This window comes from Massilia sp. 9I, assembly GCF_902506415.1.
Lineage (GTDB): Bacteria > Pseudomonadota > Gammaproteobacteria > Burkholderiales > Burkholderiaceae_D > Telluria.
On the sequence record NZ_LR733275.1, the window covers coordinates 2,114,012 to 2,133,063 of the forward strand.

The window sequence follows — 19,052 nt, forward strand, 5'->3', positions numbered from 1 at the left end:
CGTGTGTGAACTAACCGAAGGGGATGGGCCGGGAGGTTAAGGTGATGGCTTCGCTCACGAAAGGACGGCCATGGACCAGCACCAACACCCGATCCGGCTGCGCATCAATGGGGAGGACCGGCAGTTTTCGGTCGAATCCTGGGTGACGCTGCTCGACCTCCTGCGCGAACGCGCGGGCCTCACCGGCACCAAGAAGGGCTGTGACCACGGCCAGTGCGGCGCCTGTACCGTCCTGGTGGACGGCAAGCGCATCAATTCCTGCCTGACCCTGGCGGTCATGCACAACGGCCATGAGATCACCACGGTCGAGGGCCTGGCCACAGGCGACACCCTGGACCCGCTCCAGCAAGCCTTTATCGACTGCGACGCCTTCCAGTGCGGTTACTGCACGCCGGGCCAGCTGTGTTCCGCCAAAGGCCTGATCGCGGAAGGCCAGGCCAAGAGCGTCGACGACGTGCGCGAGCTCATGAGCGGCAATCTGTGCCGCTGCGGCGCCTATCCGCAGATCACCGAGGCGGTGGTCCAGGTCATGGGCATCCAGGGCAAGCCTGGCGAGGGCGGCAAACCCTTCACCACCGGTCCGGTGCTCGCATGAACCCGTTCACCTTTACCCAGGCCAGCGACGTGGACGCCGCGCTGGCCCGCCTTGCTTCAGGCGCGCGTCCCATCGCCGGCGGCACCAACCTGCTCGATTTGATAAAGGAAGGCGTGATGCGCCCCGGAGAACTGGTGGACATCAACGGCCTCGGCCTCGACAAGGTCGAGGAAGCGCCGGGCGGCGGCCTGCGCCTCGGCGCCCTCGCCCGCAACGCCGACACTGCCTACCACCCGCTCGTGCGCGAGCGTTATCCGCTGCTGAGCGCCGCCATCCTCGCCGGCGCCTCGCCGCAACTGCGCAACATGGCGACCAACGGCGGCAACCTTCTGCAGCGCACCCGCTGCTACTACTTCTACGACGTCGGCACGCCCTGCAACAAGCGCGAGCCGGGGACCGGCTGTCCGGCGAAAGATGGCCTGAACCGCCTGCACGCCATCCTCGGCACCAGCGAACACTGCATCGCGACCCACCCGTCCGACATGTGCGTGGCCCTGCGCGCGCTGGACGCCGTGGTGCACGTGCGCTCGCAAGGCGCGGAACGCGAGATTCCTTTCGCCGACTTCCACCGCCTGCCGGGCGAGCGTCCGGACCTGGACAACACCCTGGAGCCGGGCGAACTGGTCACCCATATCACGCTGCCCGATGCCGGCCGCTTCGTGGCGCACTCGGCCTACATCAAGGTGCGCGAGCGCCTGTCCTATGCTTTCGCGCTGGTGTCGGTGGCGGCGGCGCTCGATCTCGAAGGCGGCAAGATCCGCGCCGCGCGTATCGCCCTGGGCGGCGTCGCCCACAAGCCCTGGCGCGTCGAGGAAGCTGAGGAATCCCTGGTCGGCAAGACGCCGGGTCTGGAAACCTTTGGCGCGGCGGCCGATATCGTGCTGCGCGGCGCCCATGGCCATGGCCAGAACGACTTCAAGCTCACGCTGGCGCGCAACGCCATCGAACAGGCATTGACGACCGCCGCGCGCGGCACCGAGTATGCGAAGGGAGAACAACGATGACCGATCTTATTCCAGAACTGCACACCCCGACCGCGCCCGAAGGCACGGGACGCGTGCGCAGCGGCATGCCGGTCTCGCGCGTGGACGGCCGCGCCAAGGTCACGGGCCAGGCAAAATACGCGGCCGAGCACGAGGCGCCCGACCTGCGCTACGGCGTGGTGGTGAGCGGCACCGCCGCCAAGGGGCGCATCAAGGCCATCGACACGGAGGCGGCCGAAGCCGTGCCCGGCGTGGTGGAGGTGCTGACCCACCTGAACCGCCCCAAGGTCCGCTCCTGGGACCTGGCCTACAAGGACATGACGGCGCCTGCCGGCTCGCCCTTCCGCCCACTGTTCAGCGACCGCATTTTCTACAGCGGCCAGCCGGTTGCATTGGTGGTGGCCGACACCTTCGAGGCGGCGCGCCATGCGGCCCAGCTGGTGCAGGTGAGTTACGAGGAAGACGAGCACGAGACCGACCTGCTGGCCACGCTCGACCAGGCCTACAAGCCGCGCCAGATGAAGGCCGGCTTCACGCCGCCCAGCTCCACCGGCAACGCCGACAAGGCGTATGAACAAGCCGAGGTCAAGATCGAATCGCAGTTCTACCACGGCGTGGAGCACCACAATCCGATGGAGATGTTCGCCACCACGGTGGTGTATGGCGAGGATGGGCACCTGACCATCTACGAAAAGACCCAGAGCTCGCAGAACAACCGCTGGTACGTCTCGCGCGCCTTTGGCCTGAAGAAGGAAAAGGTCACGGTGCGCAACCCGTATGTGGGCGGCGCCTTCGGCTCCGGCCTGCGTCCGCAATATCAGCTGACCCTGGCCGTGATGGCTTCCCTGAAGCTGAAATGTTCGGTGCGCGTCGTGCTGACACGCCAGCAGATGTTCAGCTTCGGCCACCGGCCCGAGACCTGGCAGAAGGTCAAGCTGGCCGCTAACCAGGACGGCAAGCTGCAGGCCATCGTGCATGAGGCCATCCACGAAACCTCGCGCCTGGAGGACTATGTCGAGGTGGTGGTCAACTGGTCGGGGCAGCTCTACGCCTGCGACAATATCAAGCTGGGCTACAAGGTGGTGGCGCACGACCGCCACTCGCCGATCGACATGCGCGCGCCTGGCGCCGCCCACGGCATGCACGCGCTGGAAGTGGCGATGGACGAACTGGCCTACAAGCTGCGCATGGACCCGCTGGAATTCCGGCGCATTAACTACGCCGACCGCAACCCGCTCGAGGACAAGCCCTACTCCACCAAGGAGCTGAGCCAGTGCTACGACAAGGGCGCCACCCGCTTCGGCTGGCAGGACCGCCCGATCGAGCCGCGCTCGATGCGCGAGGGCGAGGAACTGGTGGGCTGGGGCATGGCCACCGGCATGTGGGATTCGCTGGTGATGCTGGCCCGCGTCAGCGCCGTGTTCCATGCGGACGGGCGGCTGGTGGTCAGCAGCGCTGCCTCGGACATCGGCACCGGGACCTATACGGTGATGTCGATGATTGCGGCGGAGGCCATGGGCCTGCCGCTGGAGCGCGTCACCTTCCAGCTGGGCGACTCCACCCTGCCCTTCGCTCCGGTCGAAGGCGGCTCCTCGCACGTGGCGACGGTGGGCAGCGGCGTGCACAGCGCGTGCGAGAAGCTCAAGAAGAGCCTGATCAAGCTGGCCAAGAAGATGCCCGGCTCGCTGCTCGCCAAGGCGCGGCCGCAGGACCTCGAATTCGCCGACGGTAGCGTGCGGCTGCGCAATCGTCCGGAAACCGCGATGCAGCTGCGCGACGTCCTGGCGGCGGCTGGGGTCGATCGGGTCGAGGAGAAGTTCTTCATGAAGCCAGCGATGCTCAAGCAGCGCAAGTACACCCGCGCCGTGCACTCGGCGGTGTTCTGCGAAGTGCGGGTCAACGAGAAGCTGGGCATCGTGCGCGTTACACGCGTGGTCAATGCCGTGGCGGCCGGGCGCATCATCAGCGCCAAGACCGCGGCCAGCCAGGTGATCGGCGGCGTGGTCTGGGGCATCAGCCAGGCGCTGCATGAAGAAAGCTTCACCGACCACCGCTTCGGGCGCTTCATGAACCACAACTACGCGGAATACCACGTGGCGGTGAACGCGGACGTGCACAACATCGAAGTGATCTTCGCCAACGAGGACGACCGTATCGTCAGCGAGCAGCTCGGCGCGAAAGGTGTGGGCGAAATCGGCCTGGTGTCGGTGTCGGCAGCGATCAGCAACGCGATTTTCCACGCCACCGGCCGGCGCCTGCGCAGCACGCCGATCACGCCGGACAAGATCCTGCTTGGCGACCTGGAGATTCCGGTGCAGGATCCGCCGCAGGTCAGCTAGTCCAGCACACCAGCTTATTCGGCCTGGCAGTCAGACCGTCGGACCGGCGCAGGCCGGTGCGACGTTTCCGCGCGCGACCGCCTGGACCATCTTCGGGTGTTTCGTTACGGTGCGCACAAGAACGGAAACGGGCGTTTTACCGTTGTTGCTTTCGCGAGAGACACTTGCCCTTGCAAGCCTGGAAGCGCCCTGTTCACCTCGTCCATGACGGGCTCGAAATTCCGGGCAAGCGAGACCATCTTGTTTTTTTCAAACCTGAAACTTCCCAGGTACACACTCTGTCCCGCCGGCGCTTCGAATGCGAAAGAATCACCATCCATTCGAGCGCCGTTAAATGGGCTATAAACATAGTGACCTGCCGGAACATCGAAGGCAAAGTAGTTGACGGCTCCCGGGACTGAGGACACGACCGCTTCGGCACGATTGAAGCGGAAACAGTTGCCAGTTATGTTCTGTTTCTCGATATCGTATTCAGCGACTTGCACCTGGTAGCCGGCATAATCCCAAGCGCCCACGACTTGCACGCCGTAGACAATCACGGCACGCTTGGCCGAAGGCGCGCTGCCGGCGGGCAGGAGCCTGACCGAATTCAAGGTGCACGCGACGCTCGATAGTCCGGCGAGCAGAATCAGCACATGTCGGAGGAGTTTCATTATTTTCGTTCTAATACCGGCTAGTTACCGCGCACTTCGAAACGGCTGGTGGACACGGCCTTCCCGCCGGCGTCCATCAATTCAAGCCGGTGTTCGCCGACGGCCAGCTGCCAGGCCAGGGAGCTGTCGGCAGGCCCCACATCCTTGCCGTCAAGCCGCCAGCGATGTTGCCCTGCTCCTTGCGCCTGGAACAGGATGCGCTCGACCCGGTCGGGAATATCCGGGTCTACCGCCACGATGCTGCCATCCACCGGATAGACGATCCTGGGCGAGCGCCGCGCCGCCGGCACGGCTTCGACCAGGGCCGTTTCCGTCCCGCGCAGGAACCATTCGTCCCGCGGCGGCTCATGTGCGGGCTGGTAGGCGACGGCCTTGCGTACGACGCCGGCCGGCGCCGCGCCTGCCTTCCCCGGCCGGTCGCGGTGCAGGAAGTCCATCACGTCGCGCCACACGGGCGCCGCGCCTGATACGCCCGACACGTCCCACATCGGCTGCCCGTTGAAGTTCCCGACCCAGACGCCGACCGTGTAGCGATCGGAATAGCCGATGCACCAGTTGTCGCGCATGTCCTTGCTGGTGCCGGTCTTGACCGCGCTCCAGTAGGCGGTGGCGAGGTCGCTGCGCAGGCCGAAGGTCGGGCTGCGCGCGCCGCGGTCGGCCAGGATGTCGCCGATGACGAAGCTGGCGGCCGGGTCCAGCAGCCTGTTGAGGGGCGCCGGTGGACGGGGACGCAGGGTGAGCGTGCCCTGGCGGCCGCCGTTGGCCAGCGTACGATAGGCATTGGTCAGCTCCAGCAAGGTCACGTCGGCCGAACCGAGCGCCAGCGAGGGGCCGTAGAAATCCGCATCCTCGGTCAGGGTACTGATCCCTAGCTCACGCAGGCGCCCGTGGAAGCGCTCGACGCCCGCCAGCAGCAGGGTGCGCACGGCCGGGACGTTGAGCGAACTGGCCAGGCTGGTGCGCACGCTGGCGTAACCCTTGAACGAGCGGTCGTAGTTCTGCGGCACATAGGCGCCGCTACCGGCCGCGATGTCGACCGGGCTGTCGTCCAGCAGCGAGGCGGCGGTGAGCAACCGGCGTTCCAGCGCCAGCTCGTACAGGAAGGGCTTGAGGGTGGATCCGGCCTGGCGCGGCGCGGCCACCCCGTCCACTTCCCCATTGCCCGTATTCGCGACATAGGCCAGCAGCTCGCCGCTGGCATTGTCGACCACGACCACGGCGCCGTCGCCCACGTTGCGCTCAGCCAGCTCGCGCACATGCCGGCGCAAAGCATCGATGGCTGCCGCCTGCACCCGCGCGTCGAGCGTGGTGCGCACGCCGGCGCCCGCGATGCCGAGCAGCTTGCGCAGGGCCAGCGGGGCCGTCGGCTTGGGCGCCGGCGCCGGGCGCGCCAGTGCGACGGCCGCGCGCCATTCGATGGAGGCGCAGCCGCCCGGCAGCTTCAGTTCCGCCGCCAGCTGGCAGGCGCGGCGCGCTACCGCCTTGGGCGGCGCGGTCGGCGCCCGCAGCAGTGCCGCCAGGATGGTCGATTCGGTGCCATCCAGCCCGGACGGCGCCTTGTTGAACAACGCCCGCGAGGCGGCGCCGACGCCCTGCAACTCGCCGCGGAAGCTCACCAGGTTCAGGTAAGCTTCCAGAATCTGCTGCTTGCTCCAGCCGGCCTCGATCTCGCGCGCTGCCAGCGCCTGGTCGAACTTCTGCATCCAGCTGCGGCCATCCTTCGCGGCGCGCAGTTCCGTGTCGAGCAGGCCGGCCAGCTGCATGGTGATGGTGGAAGCACCGCGCGGACGCTGGCGGAACAGGTTGTCCCAGGCCGCCTGGCCGGCGGCGCGCAGGTCGATGCCGCCGTGCTGCATGAAGCGCTGGTCTTCGGCCTGCATCACGGCCGCCCCCAACGCGGGCGAGATCTCGGCCAAGGCCACCCAGTCGCCGCGGCGCGCGCGCATGTCGACCCGCACGGAATCGATCGCCACGCCATTGCGGTCGAGCAGACGCGCTTCCGAAGGCTGCCAGGCCGCCCGCACCTGCGCAGGCGTGGGCGGGGCGGCAGCCACAAAGGCCGGCGCCAGCAGCAGGAGCACAAGCCAGCTTCGCATCAGCGTCCCACGGCCACCGGCGGGTTCGGCGCTTCGCCGAACATCTCGGGGTTGTACATTGCCTCCACCCGCGTCGCAGGCAGGCTGAAACGGCCGTCGTTGTTCAGGCGCACCGTGTATTCGATGCTCCATTTGCCTTTCGGGACGAACTCATAATAGGCGCGGAAGGCGCCGCTCGTACGTTCCTCGAAGGCGGGTTGCACCCAGCCGCGCTGCACCTCGCCGCCGGTGGCGATGCGCGAATCGCTTCCCAGGCCGGTGCCAAGGATGCTGGCGCTGGCAGGGATCGGATCGTCGACCACCACCCAGGTCATGTCGGCTTGGGCTTCCAGCTCCAGGCGCACGCGGTAAACGTCGCCCCGGCTCCAGCTGCCTGCCGTCTGCTGCTCCACCGGCGTGACCGTGCGCGCGATCCGGTAGCCGCTCGACAGTGGCGCTTTCAAGGGGATCGCGGCCAGGCTCTGGACCGTGGCCCAGGGTTTGCCCGTGCCTTCGTGGCGGATCGCAAGTGTTCCCGCCCCCTGCGGCCAGGGCTGCAGCACGCTCGCGGGCGCGGTTCCACTCCAGTTGTTACCGGCCAGCTGCACGCTGCTCTTGCCGGTGACCGGCACGGCTTCGAACTTCTCCGAGAACTTGCGCATCGCCAGCACGCCCCAGGCATTGGCCACGGTCGTGTTCCAGCGTCCGCGCAGCTGGCGGCCCAGGCTGCCGCGCGCCAGGCGCCCCATGTCGGCCTGCCAGGACGGGTTGTCGAGCATGGCCAGCAGCAGGCGGTTGGCGTTCACATCCGGGGAGACCATCAGCCACCACCAGTCGTCGCTACGCTCGGTGGAGAAGCCCATGGTCGTGCCCTGGAAGTTCAGGCGCGCGCGCAGGATCTGCTGGGCCTGGGCCAGCAGCTCGTCGCGCCGCGCCAGACCCTCGGAGCGCTGCAGCACCTGGTACCAGTCGATCACGGCGGAGGTGGGCCACAAGTTCGGCTCGATGCGGAAGGACTGCAGCCAGTCGTCGCGCACCGGCTGGCTGCGTGACAGCGCCTCCAACGCCGCGATCTTGCGCACCGCCAGCTCGCCGGTGCGCAGGCCGCTGCCGCGCACGATGCGGCCTTCGACAAAAGCCACCAGCGCGCCTTCCATGCGCTCGCGCTGTTCCGGCTCGATCTCGTAGCCGGCTTCGTCGGCCACCGACAGCACGTAGGCGGTCAGGGCATCGTCGCCGTAGCTCATCGTGACGAAGTACTTGAGCAGGCCGTCGCCGTCCAGGTGAGCGGGCAAGGTGGCGGCCACGTCGCGCCACATCGCCTCGTCGCCGAGCGCCACCGCTTTCGAGGTGCGTTGCTCGAAGCAGGTGTAGGGGTACTGCGCCATGTACTCGCGCACCCCGGCCATGCTGCCGGCCAGCCGTGGGCTGAAGCTGGTGCGTACGCCGCCCTTGCCGGGAATGGCGTCCACCGGGCGCTGCACGGTGATCGACTTCGGACCATCGACCTGCAGCAGGGTCGCCTGGTAGGTCCGCACCGGCACGGCCTCGGCCACCTTCTGCGTCACGCGGATGCTGTCGCGCGCCCCATCCGCCAGCGCCTCGACCTGCCAGCGCAGGCTGCGCGCCTGCGGCACCGTCACATCCCAGCTTACTTCGCGCGCGGCGCCCGGTTCCAGGCTCAGGCTTTGCGCCGGCAGGGCCTGCGGCCCACGCTCGTCGGCGGCCATGCTGGCGCCTAGGCGCACCTCGAGCGCCTTGTCCGAAGCGTTACGCACCGTGAAGCCCGCACGCAGGTGGTCGCCCTCGCGCACCAAGGTCGGCAACCCGGACAGGAGCATCAGGTCCTGGGTGCTGCGGATGTCGCTGGAACCGGTGCCGAACAGGCCGGCGCCGGCGCTGGCCACGGCCACGATCCGGAAACCCGTGAGCGAATCGTTCAGCGGCACCGCCACCTCGGCCTCGCCGTTCGCATCCAGCGTTACTTTGCCCTTCCATAGCAGCAGGGTGTCGAACAGCTCGCGGCTGGCCCCGCGGCCGCCACCGCCGCCATGGGCCACCGACTTGCGGCCGAAGTGACGCTTGCCGACCACCTGCATCTGGGCGGTCGAAGTCTCGACCTGCTGGCTGCGCGGGCGCATCATGGCGTCCAGCAGCTTCCAGCTCTCGTTCGGCATCAGTTCGAGCAGGCCGGTATCGACCGCGGCAAGCGCCACCTCGGCCCCGCTTGGGAGCGGCTTGCCGTCCGCGCGCCTAACCTTGACCCGCACCTTGGCCTGCTCGCGCACCTTGTAGACCTGGCGCTCGGGCTGCACCTGCACGTCCAGTTCATGCGCGCCCCAGCCCACCTTGACCGGCGCGATCCCGAGCTTGTAGGCCGGCTTGCCGAGATCGACCAGCGCCGTCGGCTTCACTCCCGCCACACGGCCGCGCACCACCAGCGCCGACACGAACACGTTGGGCGCATAGCTCGCTTTCATCGGAATCGAGATCGTCGGATCGGTGGCGGACAGGCGCCGCACATAGGTGTCGAGGATGCCTTCGCGCTCCACGGTCACCAGCACGGTGGCGTCGCGGAAGGGAGATCGCACCTGGAAGCTGGCCTGCTCGCCCGGCTCGAAGCGCGGCTTGGCCGGCAGCAGGTCGATGCGGTCGTTGTCGGAGACGTCGAACCAGGTTTCCTTCTTGCCCGCCACGAAGACTTCCTGCTGGGTGACGGACGCCCGTCCCTCCGCGTCCTGGATGCGTGCGCGCAGGATGATGCTGCCCTCGCCCGGCGCCGCCACGTCGCACAGCAGCAGGCCGCGCGCATCGGTGCGCCCGCTGCAGGATCCTTCCAGGCGCTTGATCTCGCTGGTCGATTCGTAGGCGTAGAAGCCGCCGACCAGGCGCCGCCGGTGCGAATAGTAATCGCGCTTGAAGAAGTTCACGGTTGCCTCGACACCTGGCGCCGGCTTGCCGTCCACGCTCGCCACCGCCACCTGGAACTTGAGGCGATCCTTGTTGATCCAGTCGCCGTTGCGCAGGCCTACCGCGAGCGCCGCCGGCCACAGCGGGATGCGGGTCGATGCGGTGAGCGTTTCGCCATTTGCATCCTGCCAGCTCAGTTCCGCCAGCAGGCTGCGCGGACGGTCGATCGCCGGTAGCTCGGGCACCTCGATGCGCGCCGCGCCGTTGCGATCCAGCACCAGGCGCTGGGTGCGCGGCGCGGGGCCCTGGCGCACGCCCTCCGCCGGCATCTCGTCTTCGCCGCCTTCGTCGAAGAACTCGTCGTCGCCGCCTTCGCCGAGCTTCTCGATGCCTTCCTTCACGTCGCCGCCGCCGAAGGTGAAGCCTTCGAAGTTCTCGAAGCTGTTGAAGCTGTCCTCGACCACGCTGCGCAGGGTGACCGGCGCCTTGCCGGCCGGCCCACCGTTCAGGTAGTTGACCTGGGCGTCGATCGCCAGCTTGCTGGCTGCCACCACGGGCTTGGCCGGTCCCTTCAGGATCGCCTTCATGGTCGGCACGCGGAACTGCTCGACGCGGAACTCGCCTGCCACCTGGTTGCCGATCACCACCTGGTAGCTTCCCAGCTTGCTCTCCTGCGGAATCTTCCATTCGCCGTGCGCCTGGCCGGCGGCATCCCAGGACAATGGCAGTGAGATCTTGTCGCCGCTGCCCTGGTGTACCACCCAGGCCTTGGCCGGCACGGCGGCATGTTCGACGGCTTCCTCGCCCGCCGGCGAGTAGCCTCCGCGCGGCGGCTTGTCCCTGGCTTGCACCAGGGCCATGCCGCTGCCGACCCGGCGCCGCAGAAAGTGCTTCATGTGCACCGTCTCGCCGGCCCGCAGCAGGGTGCGGTCGAACACGGTGGCGACGATGCGGGTGTCCTCGTCCAGGCTGCCCTGCTGCAGATTGAAGCGCCAGGGTTCGATCCCCTTCTGCCAGCTCGAGAGCGTGAAGGTGAAATCCTCGCCGCTGCGGGCGCTGACGAACAGGTTGTCGCCGCATTTCGCACGCGGTAGCTCTTCGCGGATGTGGGCCACGCCGTCAGGCCCGGTGACGCCGCTCCATAGCTGGCGGCCGGTGCAATCGCGCAGCGCCACCTGGGCGCCCGAGACCGGACGTCCCTTGTCCAGCGAAGTCACCCACACCAGCGAGGATTCGGCGCCGCGCTTGAGGTGCGCCGCCATGTTCGTCACCAGCGCGCTGGTGCGCACATAGGCCGTCTGGCCCTGGCTGTTGAGCGCCTTGCCCAGCAGCGGACTGGCCACCTCGACCACGTAGAAGCCCGGCTTCCTCAAGGGGATACCGATGACCTCGAAGGCGCGCCGCCCGCCCGGCTTGGGCAGGGCGAAGCGTTCGATCCGGCCCGCCTCCCCCTTGACCTGGTCCGGCTGCAGCAGCGAGACCCGGATGTTGGACTCCGGCTGGTACCACGGTTCGCGGCCGTAGGTGTTCAGTTTGCCCAGCCAGGCCAGCACGTCCTGTTCGCGCTCGACGCGCAGGCTGGCGCCGCTACGAACCGCGGTGGCTAGCTTTGGTTCGACATTACGCACCGTGACCGGCAACAGGCGGTCGCCGCGGGCCTCCAGGATGCCGAAGGGCGCGGCGAACTTCACCAGCGGCGGCTGGCGGTCGATCTTGAGGCTGAGACGCTTCTTCGGTACGCTCAAGGGGCGTCCGGCATCGTCGCGCAGCGAGTCGGGCAGGCGCAGCTCCACCGTGGCTAGTTCGCGGAAGGGACCCGCAAAACTGACCGCGCTGGCAAAACCGCCCTTCGCTTCCTCGTCCAGCACCGGCGCATGGCGCTTGCCGCCCGTCTCTTCCAGCGCCAGCTTGCGCAGCTCCTCGACCGGCACCGGCGCATTGAAGTCCACCCGCACCGGCAGGAAAGGCACGCAGCCGGCGCGCGCATTGGTCCGGTCGCAGCGCAGCGTCAAGCGGAAGTCGGGCCGGGTGCGGAAGGCCAGTTCCTGGTCCTCGGCGGTGGCGATGCCGTTCGGCGCGGCCACGCCCTTGCCCCAGACCAGGGTGACGCCGGTGTCGGCAGGCAGCGTGCGGCGGCACTGCAGCGCCGCCACCGGAAGTTCGGTATCGATCTTCGCGCGCAGCGGGCCGCTGGCCACCCACACGCGGCCGCGCGCCTTGAAGTAGACGGTGAGGTAGCGGTCGATGAAGTCGCGCCGCAGCGCCAGGAGCTTCTCGCGTTCCTCGCCTTCCAGCAGGCGCACGCCGATCTTTTCGTTGACGCCGTCTGCGCGGCACCAGGCGTGGCGCGCGATGGATTCCGGCGTGGCCGGTGCATCCAGCGCCAGCAGGAAGATCTGGTTTTCATCCAGCTGGCTACCCTCGTGCGGCTGGACCCGCATCACCGCCGGCCCGCCGGTGCTGAACGCATACGTCTGCTTTCCGCCCACCGGTTGCCCGGCCAGGTCGCGCAAGCCCTCGCGCAGCGTGAAGCGGCAGGCGGTGGCGCCGGGCAGGTCGCGCTCGAAGTCGTAGCTCCAGATGCTGCCGTCGACCCAGCGTCCGGCGCCTTTGTAGGGACAGTCGACCGTGAACGGGCTGTCCGCGCGCGGGTCGCCGAACGCCGTCATTGGGCTTGAAAAGCGGGCGATCACCTGCCGCACCCCTTTGACCTGTCCTTCGGGACTGAAGGTTTCCACGGTGGTCTGCGCGGGAGGCTGGGCCAGCGCGCCATGCGCGCACAAGAACAAGGCCAGGGGCAGCAGCAGTCGGCTCAGGGCGCGCATTCGATCTCCGCAAAACGGCCAGGCCGGGACGGGCGTCCGCGGGGAACCTGGCGATACTCGACAGTACAGACGAGTGTGTCGAGCGTGTATGTTTTTGTCAACACAGACCGGGCCTGGCGTGCCCGATCATGCCCTGCGCATGAGGCGCGCAGCGCTATTTGTCAATTTATTCAAGATCTTTTCCGTCATGCCATACGGGTTTCCACGTAGTTGCATATCTATCTATTTGCTGGTACAACAACTCTTGCGTATGCACGCGCTCCATGGGGGCTGGCCGGATTCGTCCTGGCCTGCATCGTGGTTGTCCTTGCGTCGCCCAAGAAGAAACCTAGATAAACCGAGGTTAGAGGAAGACACCGATGAAAACCACATTCCTGCGCACCGTCGCAGCCATCGCCCTGGTAGGAGCAGCCTTTGGCGCTTCGGCCCAGAATTACCCCACCAAGACCATCACGATGATCGTGCCCTTCGCCGCCGGCGGGCCGACTGACACCGTCGCGCGCCTGGTGGCCCAGTCGATGGGCACCACCCTGAAACAGCAGATCATCATCGAGAACGTCGGCGGCGCCGGCGGCACCATCGGTGCAGCGCGCGTGGCCAAGGCCACGCCGGACGGCTACACCATCTTCCTGCACCACATCGGCCACGCCACCGCGCCGGGCCTGTACCGCAAACTGAGCTACAACGCCATCACCGACTTCGAGCCAATCGGCCTGGTCACCGACGTGCCGATGACCCTGATCGCCAAGAAGGACTTCCCGGCCAAGGACTTCAAGGAGCTGCTGGCCTACGTGAAGGCCAACAAGAGCAAGGTCACCTATGCCAACGCCGGCCTGGGTTCGGCCTCGCACCTGTGCGGCATGCTGTTCCAGACCGCCATCGGCATCGACCTGACCACCGTCCCATATAAAGGCACCGGCCCGGCCATGAACGACATGCTGGGCGGCCAGGTCGACCTGATGTGCGACCAGACCACCAACACCACCAGCCAGATCAAGGGCGGCAAGGTGAAGGTCTACGGCGTCACCACCAAGGCGCGCCTGGCTTCGATGCCGGACGTGCCGACCATGAGCGAAGCCGGCCTGCCGGGCTTCGAGGTGGCAGTGTGGCACGGCATGTACGCGCCGAAGGGCACCCCGAAACCGGTCATCGACACCCTCTCGAACGCCCTGCGCGTCGCGCTCAAGGATCCGACCGTCAAGCAGCGCTTCGCCGACCTCGGCACCGAGCCGGTGGCGGAGAACCGCGCCCGTCCGGAAGCCCTGCGCGCGCACCTGAAGTCGGAAATCGACCGCTGGGGCCCGATCATCACCAAGGCCGGCCAGTACGCCGACTGATCCACCTGCTCCACGGCAGCAGGCTGCGCGGCGCTTCACGGCCCGCGCGGCCTTTTGAACAATCACGAGACAAGCAACAAGGGGTTCGCAGTGACTTCCATCGTCCGCCATCCGAAGAATTTCTGGATCGGCATCATCTTCCTGATCGTCGGCCTCGCCGCCGTCATCCTCATCCAGGACAACGAAATGGGCAGCGCCGGCCGCATGGGCCCGGCCTATTTCCCGACCGTGCTGGGCGGCCTGCTGGCCCTCGTCGGCCTGGCCGACATCATCCGCGCCTTCATCGGGCGCCGCTCCGAAGCGCATGACGCGATCGGCACCTTCCACATCAGGGACATCGTCATCGTCCTCGGCGCGGTGGTCCTGTTCGGCCTCCTGATGCGTGGCGCCGGCCTGGCCGTCGCCGCCTTCGTGCTGGTGCTGCTGAGCGCCTATGCCAGCAAGCAGTTCAGGCTCAAGGGCGCCCTGCTGCTGGCGGTCGGCCTCGCGATCTTCGCTGTCCTGCTGTTCGTGAAGCTGCTCGGACTGCCGATGCCGATCGTCGGCCCATGGCTGGGAGGGGTATAAACCATGGAGATCTTTGCCAACCTGGGACTCGGCCTCGAAACGGCCTTCACCCTCACCAACCTGTTCTACTGCCTGGTCGGCGTGTTCGTCGGCACCGCGGTCGGCGTGCTGCCGGGCCTGGGACCGATCGCGACCATCGCGATGCTGCTGCCGGCCACCTTCGGCCTGCCGCCCGTCTCCGCGCTGATCATGCTGGCCGGTATCTACTACGGCGCCCAGTACGGCGGCTCGACCACGGCGATCCTGGTCAACCTGCCGGGCGAATCATCCTCGGTGGTGACCGCGCTCGACGGCTACAAGATGGCGCGCAACGGCCAGGCCGGCAAGGCGCTCGCCACCGCGGCGATCGGCTCCTTCTTCGCCGGCACCGTCGCCACCATCCTGCTGGCCCTGTTCGCGCCGCCGCTGGCCGACCTGGCCTTGAAATTCGGCCCGGCCGAATACTTCTCGCTGATGGTGCTGGGCCTGGTGGCCTCGGTGGTGCTGGCCAGCGGCTCGCTGCTCAACGCGATCGGCATGGTGCTGCTCGGCCTGCTGTTGGGCCTGATCGGCACCGACGTCAATTCGGGCGCGCAGCGCTACACCTTCGACCGCCCCGAGCTGGCCGACGGCATCAACTTCGTGATCGTGGCGATGGGCATGTTCGGTATCGGCGAAATCATCCGCAACCTCGAGCACGGTGAAGACCGCAACGTCCTGATGAAGAAGGTCCAGGGCCTGATGCTGACCAAGGACGACTTCAAGCGCATCGCGGCCCCGATCCTGCGCGGCACCTTCCTCGGCTCGGCACTCGGCATCCTGCCGGGCGGCGGCGCCATGCTGGCCTCGTTCGCATCCTACTCGATCGAAAAGAAGGTCTCGCCCAACGCCAAGCAGTTCGGCCACGGCGCCATCGAAGGCGTGGCGGCCCCGGAAGCGGCCAACAACGCCGGCGCCCAGACCTCCTTCATCCCGATGCTGACCCTCGGCATTCCCTCGAACCCGGTGATGGCGCTGATGATCGGCGCGATGATCATCCAGGGCATCCAGCCGGGACCGGCCGTGATGACCGAACAGCCGGCCCTGTTCTGGGGCCTGATCGTGTCGATGTGGTTCGGTAACCTGTTCCTGGTGGTGCTGAACCTGCCGATGATCGGCCTGTGGGTCAAGATGATCATGGTGCCCTACCACCGCCTGTACCCGGCTATCCTGATGTTCTGCGCGATCGGCGTATTCAGCCTGAACAACAACGAGTTCGACATCTGGCTCATGGCCCTGTTCGGCCTGTTCGGCTACATCTGCGCCAAGCTCGGTGCGGAACCCGCGCCAATGCTGCTCGGGTACATCATCGGCCCGATGATGGAGGAATACCTGCGCCGTGCGCTGCTGCTCTCGCACAGCGACCCGATGGTCTTCGTGCGCAGCCCGATCAGCGCCACCATGCTGGCCATGGCCGCCGCCGCACTGATCGTCGTGCTGCTGCCGTCGCTGCGCAAGAAGCGCGAGGAAGCCTTCCAGGAGGAGTAAAGCAAGACCCGCGGCGCGATCAGAACAGGTCGCGCTGCGGGCTCGTCAAACGCGAGAACGAGTCGCCGACGAAGGGCAGGATGGCGTCGGCTATCGGCTCGAGCTGCTTGCTCAGGTAGTGTTCGTAGTCGATGGGCGAGCGGCGCAGTTCCAGCGGCTCCGGTCCGCTGGTGGTCATCACATAGCGGATCCACCCTCCCCTGCGGTACTGCGCCTGCCGTCCCTGGCTGACGTGAAAGGCGTCGGCCATGCGCGCCGCGCGCACGTGGGGAGGGACATTGCGCTCGTACTCGTCGAGCGGACGGCGCAGGCGTTTGCGGTAGACCAGCAGCTCGTCCAGCTCCCCCCCCAGCGTACGCGCCACATAGTCGGCCACCCAGGCCTCGTAGGGCTCCTTCTTGAATATCCGCAGATAGAGCTCCTGCTGGAACTGCTGCGCCAGCGGCGACCAGTCGGTGCGCACCGTCTCCAGTCCCTTGTACACCACCTCTTCGCTGCCGTCCGCATGCGTCACCAGGCCGGCGTAGCGCTTCTTGCTGCCTTCGTCCGAGCCGCGCACGGTGGGCATCAGGAAGCGGCGGTAGTGGGTGTCGAATTCCAGCTCCAGGCTTGATGCCAGCCCGTACTCGGACTCCAGGTGTGCACGCCACCAGTCGTTGACCTGCTCCACCAGGGCGTTCCCGATACGCTCGGCATCGAGCTGGCCGTGAGGACCGCCGAGCCAGACGAAGGTGGAATCGGTGTCGCCATAGATCACCTGGTAGCCCTGCTCCTCGATCAGCGCGCGGGTGCGGTGCATGATCTCGTGGCCGCGCATGGTGATCGACGAAGCCAGGCGCGGATCGAAGAAGCGGCAAGCGGGCGTACCCAGCACGCCGTAGAAGGCGTTCATGATGATCTTCAGCGACTGCGACAGCGGCGCGTTGCGTTCGCGCTTGGCGGCCTCGCGCCCTTCCCACACCTGGCGCACGATGCCGGGCAGACAGTGGCGCGTGCGCGAAAAGCGCGCGCCGCGAAAACCCGGCACGGTCGCGTCCTCGGGTTCGGCCAGGCCTGCCACCAGGCCGACCGGGTCGATCAGGAAGGTGCGGATGATCGAGGGGTACAGGCTTTTATAGTCGAGCACCACCACCGAATCGTAGAGGCCGGAGCGCGAGTCCATCACGAAGCCGCCGGGACTGTCGCCGGCCGCGACGTCGCCGATGTTGGGCGCCACGAAACCTTGGCGGTGCATCAGCGGCATGTAGCGGTGCTCGAACGCCGCCACCGAGCCGCCGCTGCGGTCGATCGCCAGTCCAGTGACGCTGGCGCGCTCCAGCAGGAAGCGCGGCAGCTCGGTCTTCTCGAAGATGCGGGTGACGAGTTCGCAGTCCTTCAGGTTGTAGAAGGCCAGCGCCGGCTTGTCCTCCGCGAACATGCGGTTGATCTCGTCCATCCGGCTGTAGGGGTTGTCGATCGCCTTGCCTTCGCCCAGCAAGGTCTGCGAGACCGACTCCAGGCTGAAGGAGGAAAAGCTGTAGGTGGCCGAGCGCAGCGCCTCGATGCCGTCGATGACCAGGCGCCCGGCGATCGATACGAAGAAGTGCTCCGAGCGCCCGTGCTCGCGGGTCTCGATGGCGCTGCCGTCTCGTCCCAGGCGCAGCGGTCGTCCGGCGCGCTCGGCCGCCTGTACCAGCATACGCAGGTCGAACTGGATCACGTTCCAGCCGATGATGGCGTCCGGGTCGTGCCGGCGGACCCAGTCTTCCAGGCGGTCCAGCAGCGCGGCGCGGCTCTCGACATACTCCAGGTCGAAGTCACGCGGCTTGTCGACGCCGTTCGGTGCGCCCAGCATGTAGACCTGGCGCTGGCCGCAGCCTTCCAGGCCGATGCAATACAGCTCGCCGTGCTGGTTGGTCTCGATGTCGAGCGAGACCATGCGCAGTCGCGGGCGGTAGTCGCCGTCCGGCTTGAGCTGGGCGTCCCGGATCAGTCCCGGGTCATTCGGGTCCGGCGTGCCGTGCACCAGTACCGGCGCCGTGATGAAGCGCTCCATCAGGTAGCGCTCGGGCGGACGCACATCGGCTTCGTACACATCGACGCCGAACTCGCGCAAGCGTTTTTCCAGGCGCAGCAGCTGGCGGTACTGGCGGCAGTACAGGCCAAGCACGGGCCGGTGATGGAAGTCGGACAAGGCCAGTTCGCGCAGCTCGCAACCGCGCTCCGTGCCCAGGACCAGCTCGGCCGCCTTGCGCTGTTCCAGCGGCAGGAAGGCGACCGGCGTCTGCGGCGCCAGGCGCGCGCGGCGCGGTCCGTCAGGGGTCGCGAGCCAGAATTCGACCTCAGTACCGGCCTCCAAGTCGCGCCAGTGACGGGTCAGCAGGAAGCCCTGCAGGGGCGTAGCGTCCATGATCTAGGTGAAGCGCGCCAGCTCCGCTTCGCTGAAGCCGGCCTGGCGGCGCGCCTCCAGGTTGAACGGACCCTTGGGCACCGGCGCCTTGTAGCGCACCGTCAGCTCGGCGTAGGTGGCCACCGGTTCCACGCCGCGCAGGCCGCACAGGTACAGGTACCAGCGGTTGCCGATCTCGACGTGCCCCACCTCGTCGCGCAGCAGCACGTCGAGGATGGCTGCGGCCTCCTGGTCGCCGGCCTGCGCCAGCTTGGCGCGCAGCGGCGGGATCGCATCGAGGCCGCGCGCTTCCAGCGTGCGCGGCACCAGCGCCATGCGCGCCAGCACGTCGCCGCTGGTTTTCTCGACCATCTCCCACAGGCTGTCGTGGCCGGTGAAGTCGCCGTATGCGTAGCCGAGCGTGGCCAGGTGGGCGCGCAGCATGTTGAAGTGCTGCGCCTCTTCGCCTGCGACCCGCAGCCAGTCGGTATAGTAGTCGGACGGCATGCCGGGAAAGCGCCACAGGGCGTCGAGGGCCAGGTTGACCGCATTGAATTCGATGTGGGCCAGCGCGTGGATCAGCATGGCGCGGCCTTCCACGGTCGCCATCGAGCGCCGTCCCACCAGCCGCGGCGGGACCAGTTCGGGCCGTGCCGGTCGTCCAGGAATACCCTCTGGAGCGGCCAGCTCCGCGTCGCGGTCGACGGTGAACTCGCCGCGCGCATGCGCCGCGACCAGCGCCGCTACCCCGGCGGTCTTGGCGGCGGGGTCGGGGTCAAGCAGGGATTGCAGAGCGCATGCGCGAAGCTCCAGCGGTTGCGCCATCATCAAACCTATCGGTGTCACAAAAGCGCTAGTGTACCAAAGCACGCCGGCGGCCCGCGGCTGGGTTAC

11 protein-coding genes are annotated in these 19,052 nt (G+C 67.4%); 6 read left to right on the forward strand and 5 right to left on the reverse strand.

The genetic code is table 11. The annotated features are described in order from the left end of the window. Nucleotides 1-70: 70 nt before the first annotated feature. The 3 genes from GV068_RS09595 to GV068_RS09605 are packed head-to-tail and all read left to right on the forward strand — an operon-like array spanning nucleotide 71 to nucleotide 3,917. A complete protein-coding gene (locus GV068_RS09595) occupies nucleotides 71-595 on the forward strand; it encodes a (2Fe-2S)-binding protein (RefSeq protein WP_159697102.1) in 525 nt (174 codons plus the stop codon). Beyond that, nucleotides 592-1,599: a xanthine dehydrogenase family protein subunit M gene (locus GV068_RS09600; RefSeq protein ID WP_159697103.1), complete on the forward strand. Its 1,008-nt coding sequence runs from the start codon at nucleotides 592-594 to the stop codon at nucleotides 1,597-1,599. Before GV068_RS09595 ends, GV068_RS09600 begins: the two co-directional genes overlap by 4 nt. Continuing rightward, on the forward strand, nucleotides 1,596-3,917 hold the full coding sequence (locus GV068_RS09605) for a xanthine dehydrogenase family protein molybdopterin-binding subunit (protein ID WP_159697104.1): 2,322 nt from the start codon (nucleotides 1,596-1,598) through the stop codon (nucleotides 3,915-3,917). Before GV068_RS09600 ends, GV068_RS09605 begins: the two co-directional genes overlap by 4 nt. A gap of 104 nt (nucleotides 3,918-4,021) precedes the next feature. Here GV068_RS09605 and GV068_RS09610 read toward each other — a convergent pair whose 3' ends face one another. From GV068_RS09610 to GV068_RS09620, 3 genes are read right to left on the reverse strand one after another with little or no spacing between them, the layout of a single operon-like run. Next, nucleotides 4,022-4,570 (reverse strand): hypothetical protein, encoded by a 549-nt coding sequence (locus tag GV068_RS09610; RefSeq protein WP_159697105.1) that lies wholly within the window; start codon nucleotides 4,568-4,570, stop codon nucleotides 4,022-4,024. 20 nt (nucleotides 4,571-4,590) lie between these two features. Further along, nucleotides 4,591-6,666: a penicillin-binding protein 1C gene (gene pbpC, locus GV068_RS09615; protein WP_159697106.1), complete on the reverse strand. Its 2,076-nt coding sequence runs from the start codon at nucleotides 6,664-6,666 to the stop codon at nucleotides 4,591-4,593. Beyond that, nucleotides 6,666-12,380 carry an MG2 domain-containing protein gene (locus tag GV068_RS09620; RefSeq protein ID WP_159697107.1) on the reverse strand — a complete coding sequence of 1,905 codons (5,715 nt, stop codon included), beginning with the start codon at nucleotides 12,378-12,380 and terminating at the stop codon, nucleotides 6,666-6,668. Before GV068_RS09620 ends, pbpC begins: the two co-directional genes overlap by 1 nt. A gap of 359 nt (nucleotides 12,381-12,739) precedes the next feature. On the opposite strand from GV068_RS09620, the gene GV068_RS09625 reads away from it, so the two are divergent. The 3 genes from GV068_RS09625 (at nucleotide 12,740) to GV068_RS09635 (ending at nucleotide 15,790) form a co-directional block, all read left to right on the forward strand. Then, nucleotides 12,740-13,717 carry a tripartite tricarboxylate transporter substrate binding protein BugD gene (locus tag GV068_RS09625; protein WP_159697108.1) on the forward strand — a complete coding sequence of 326 codons (978 nt, stop codon included), beginning with the start codon at nucleotides 12,740-12,742 and terminating at the stop codon, nucleotides 13,715-13,717. Between the two features lie 90 nt (nucleotides 13,718-13,807). Then, nucleotides 13,808-14,284 carry a tripartite tricarboxylate transporter TctB family protein gene (locus GV068_RS09630; protein ID WP_159697109.1) on the forward strand — a complete coding sequence of 159 codons (477 nt, stop codon included), beginning with the start codon at nucleotides 13,808-13,810 and terminating at the stop codon, nucleotides 14,282-14,284. 3 nt (nucleotides 14,285-14,287) lie between these two features. Continuing rightward, the gene (locus GV068_RS09635; protein WP_159697110.1) at nucleotides 14,288-15,790 is read left to right on the forward strand and encodes a tripartite tricarboxylate transporter permease; all 1,503 of its coding nucleotides are present in this window, start codon (nucleotides 14,288-14,290) and stop codon (nucleotides 15,788-15,790) included. 19 nt (nucleotides 15,791-15,809) lie between these two features. On the opposite strand, the gene GV068_RS09640 is transcribed toward GV068_RS09635, so the two are convergent. Together GV068_RS09640 and GV068_RS09645 are read right to left on the reverse strand one after the other, a co-directional pair. After that, complete coding sequence (locus tag GV068_RS09640) at nucleotides 15,810-18,179, reverse strand: DNA polymerase II (RefSeq protein ID WP_159697111.1); 2,370 nt, start codon at nucleotides 18,177-18,179, stop codon at nucleotides 15,810-15,812. Between the two features lie 3 nt (nucleotides 18,180-18,182). Continuing rightward, nucleotides 18,183-18,983, reverse strand: coding sequence for a ferritin-like domain-containing protein (locus GV068_RS09645; protein ID WP_159704838.1), 801 nt, complete (start codon nucleotides 18,981-18,983; stop codon nucleotides 18,183-18,185). Nucleotides 18,984-19,052 lie beyond the last annotated feature (69 nt).

What these genes read in the sequence shown, in the direction of transcription:
- GV068_RS09605 (WP_159697104.1), top strand. Translation starts at nt 1,596, where the DNA reads ATGACCGATCTTATTCCAGAACTGCACACCCCGACCGCGCCCGAAGGC.
- GV068_RS09610 (WP_159697105.1), bottom strand. Translation starts at nt 4,570, where the DNA reads ATGAAACTCCTCCGACATGTGCTGATTCTGCTCGCCGGACTATCGAGC.
- GV068_RS09645 (WP_159704838.1), bottom strand. Translation starts at nt 18,983, where the DNA reads ATGGCGCAACCGCTGGAGCTTCGCGCATGCGCTCTGCAATCCCTGCTT.
- GV068_RS09625 (WP_159697108.1), top strand. Translation starts at nt 12,740, where the DNA reads ATGAAAACCACATTCCTGCGCACCGTCGCAGCCATCGCCCTGGTAGGA.
- pbpC (WP_159697106.1), bottom strand. Translation starts at nt 6,666, where the DNA reads ATGCGAAGCTGGCTTGTGCTCCTGCTGCTGGCGCCGGCCTTTGTGGCT.
- GV068_RS09595 (WP_159697102.1), top strand. Translation starts at nt 71, where the DNA reads ATGGACCAGCACCAACACCCGATCCGGCTGCGCATCAATGGGGAGGAC.
- GV068_RS09600 (WP_159697103.1), top strand. Translation starts at nt 592, where the DNA reads ATGAACCCGTTCACCTTTACCCAGGCCAGCGACGTGGACGCCGCGCTG.
- GV068_RS09640 (WP_159697111.1), bottom strand. Translation starts at nt 18,179, where the DNA reads ATGGACGCTACGCCCCTGCAGGGCTTCCTGCTGACCCGTCACTGGCGC.
- GV068_RS09635 (WP_159697110.1), top strand. Translation starts at nt 14,288, where the DNA reads ATGGAGATCTTTGCCAACCTGGGACTCGGCCTCGAAACGGCCTTCACC.
- GV068_RS09620 (WP_159697107.1), bottom strand. Translation starts at nt 12,380, where the DNA reads ATGCGCGCCCTGAGCCGACTGCTGCTGCCCCTGGCCTTGTTCTTGTGC.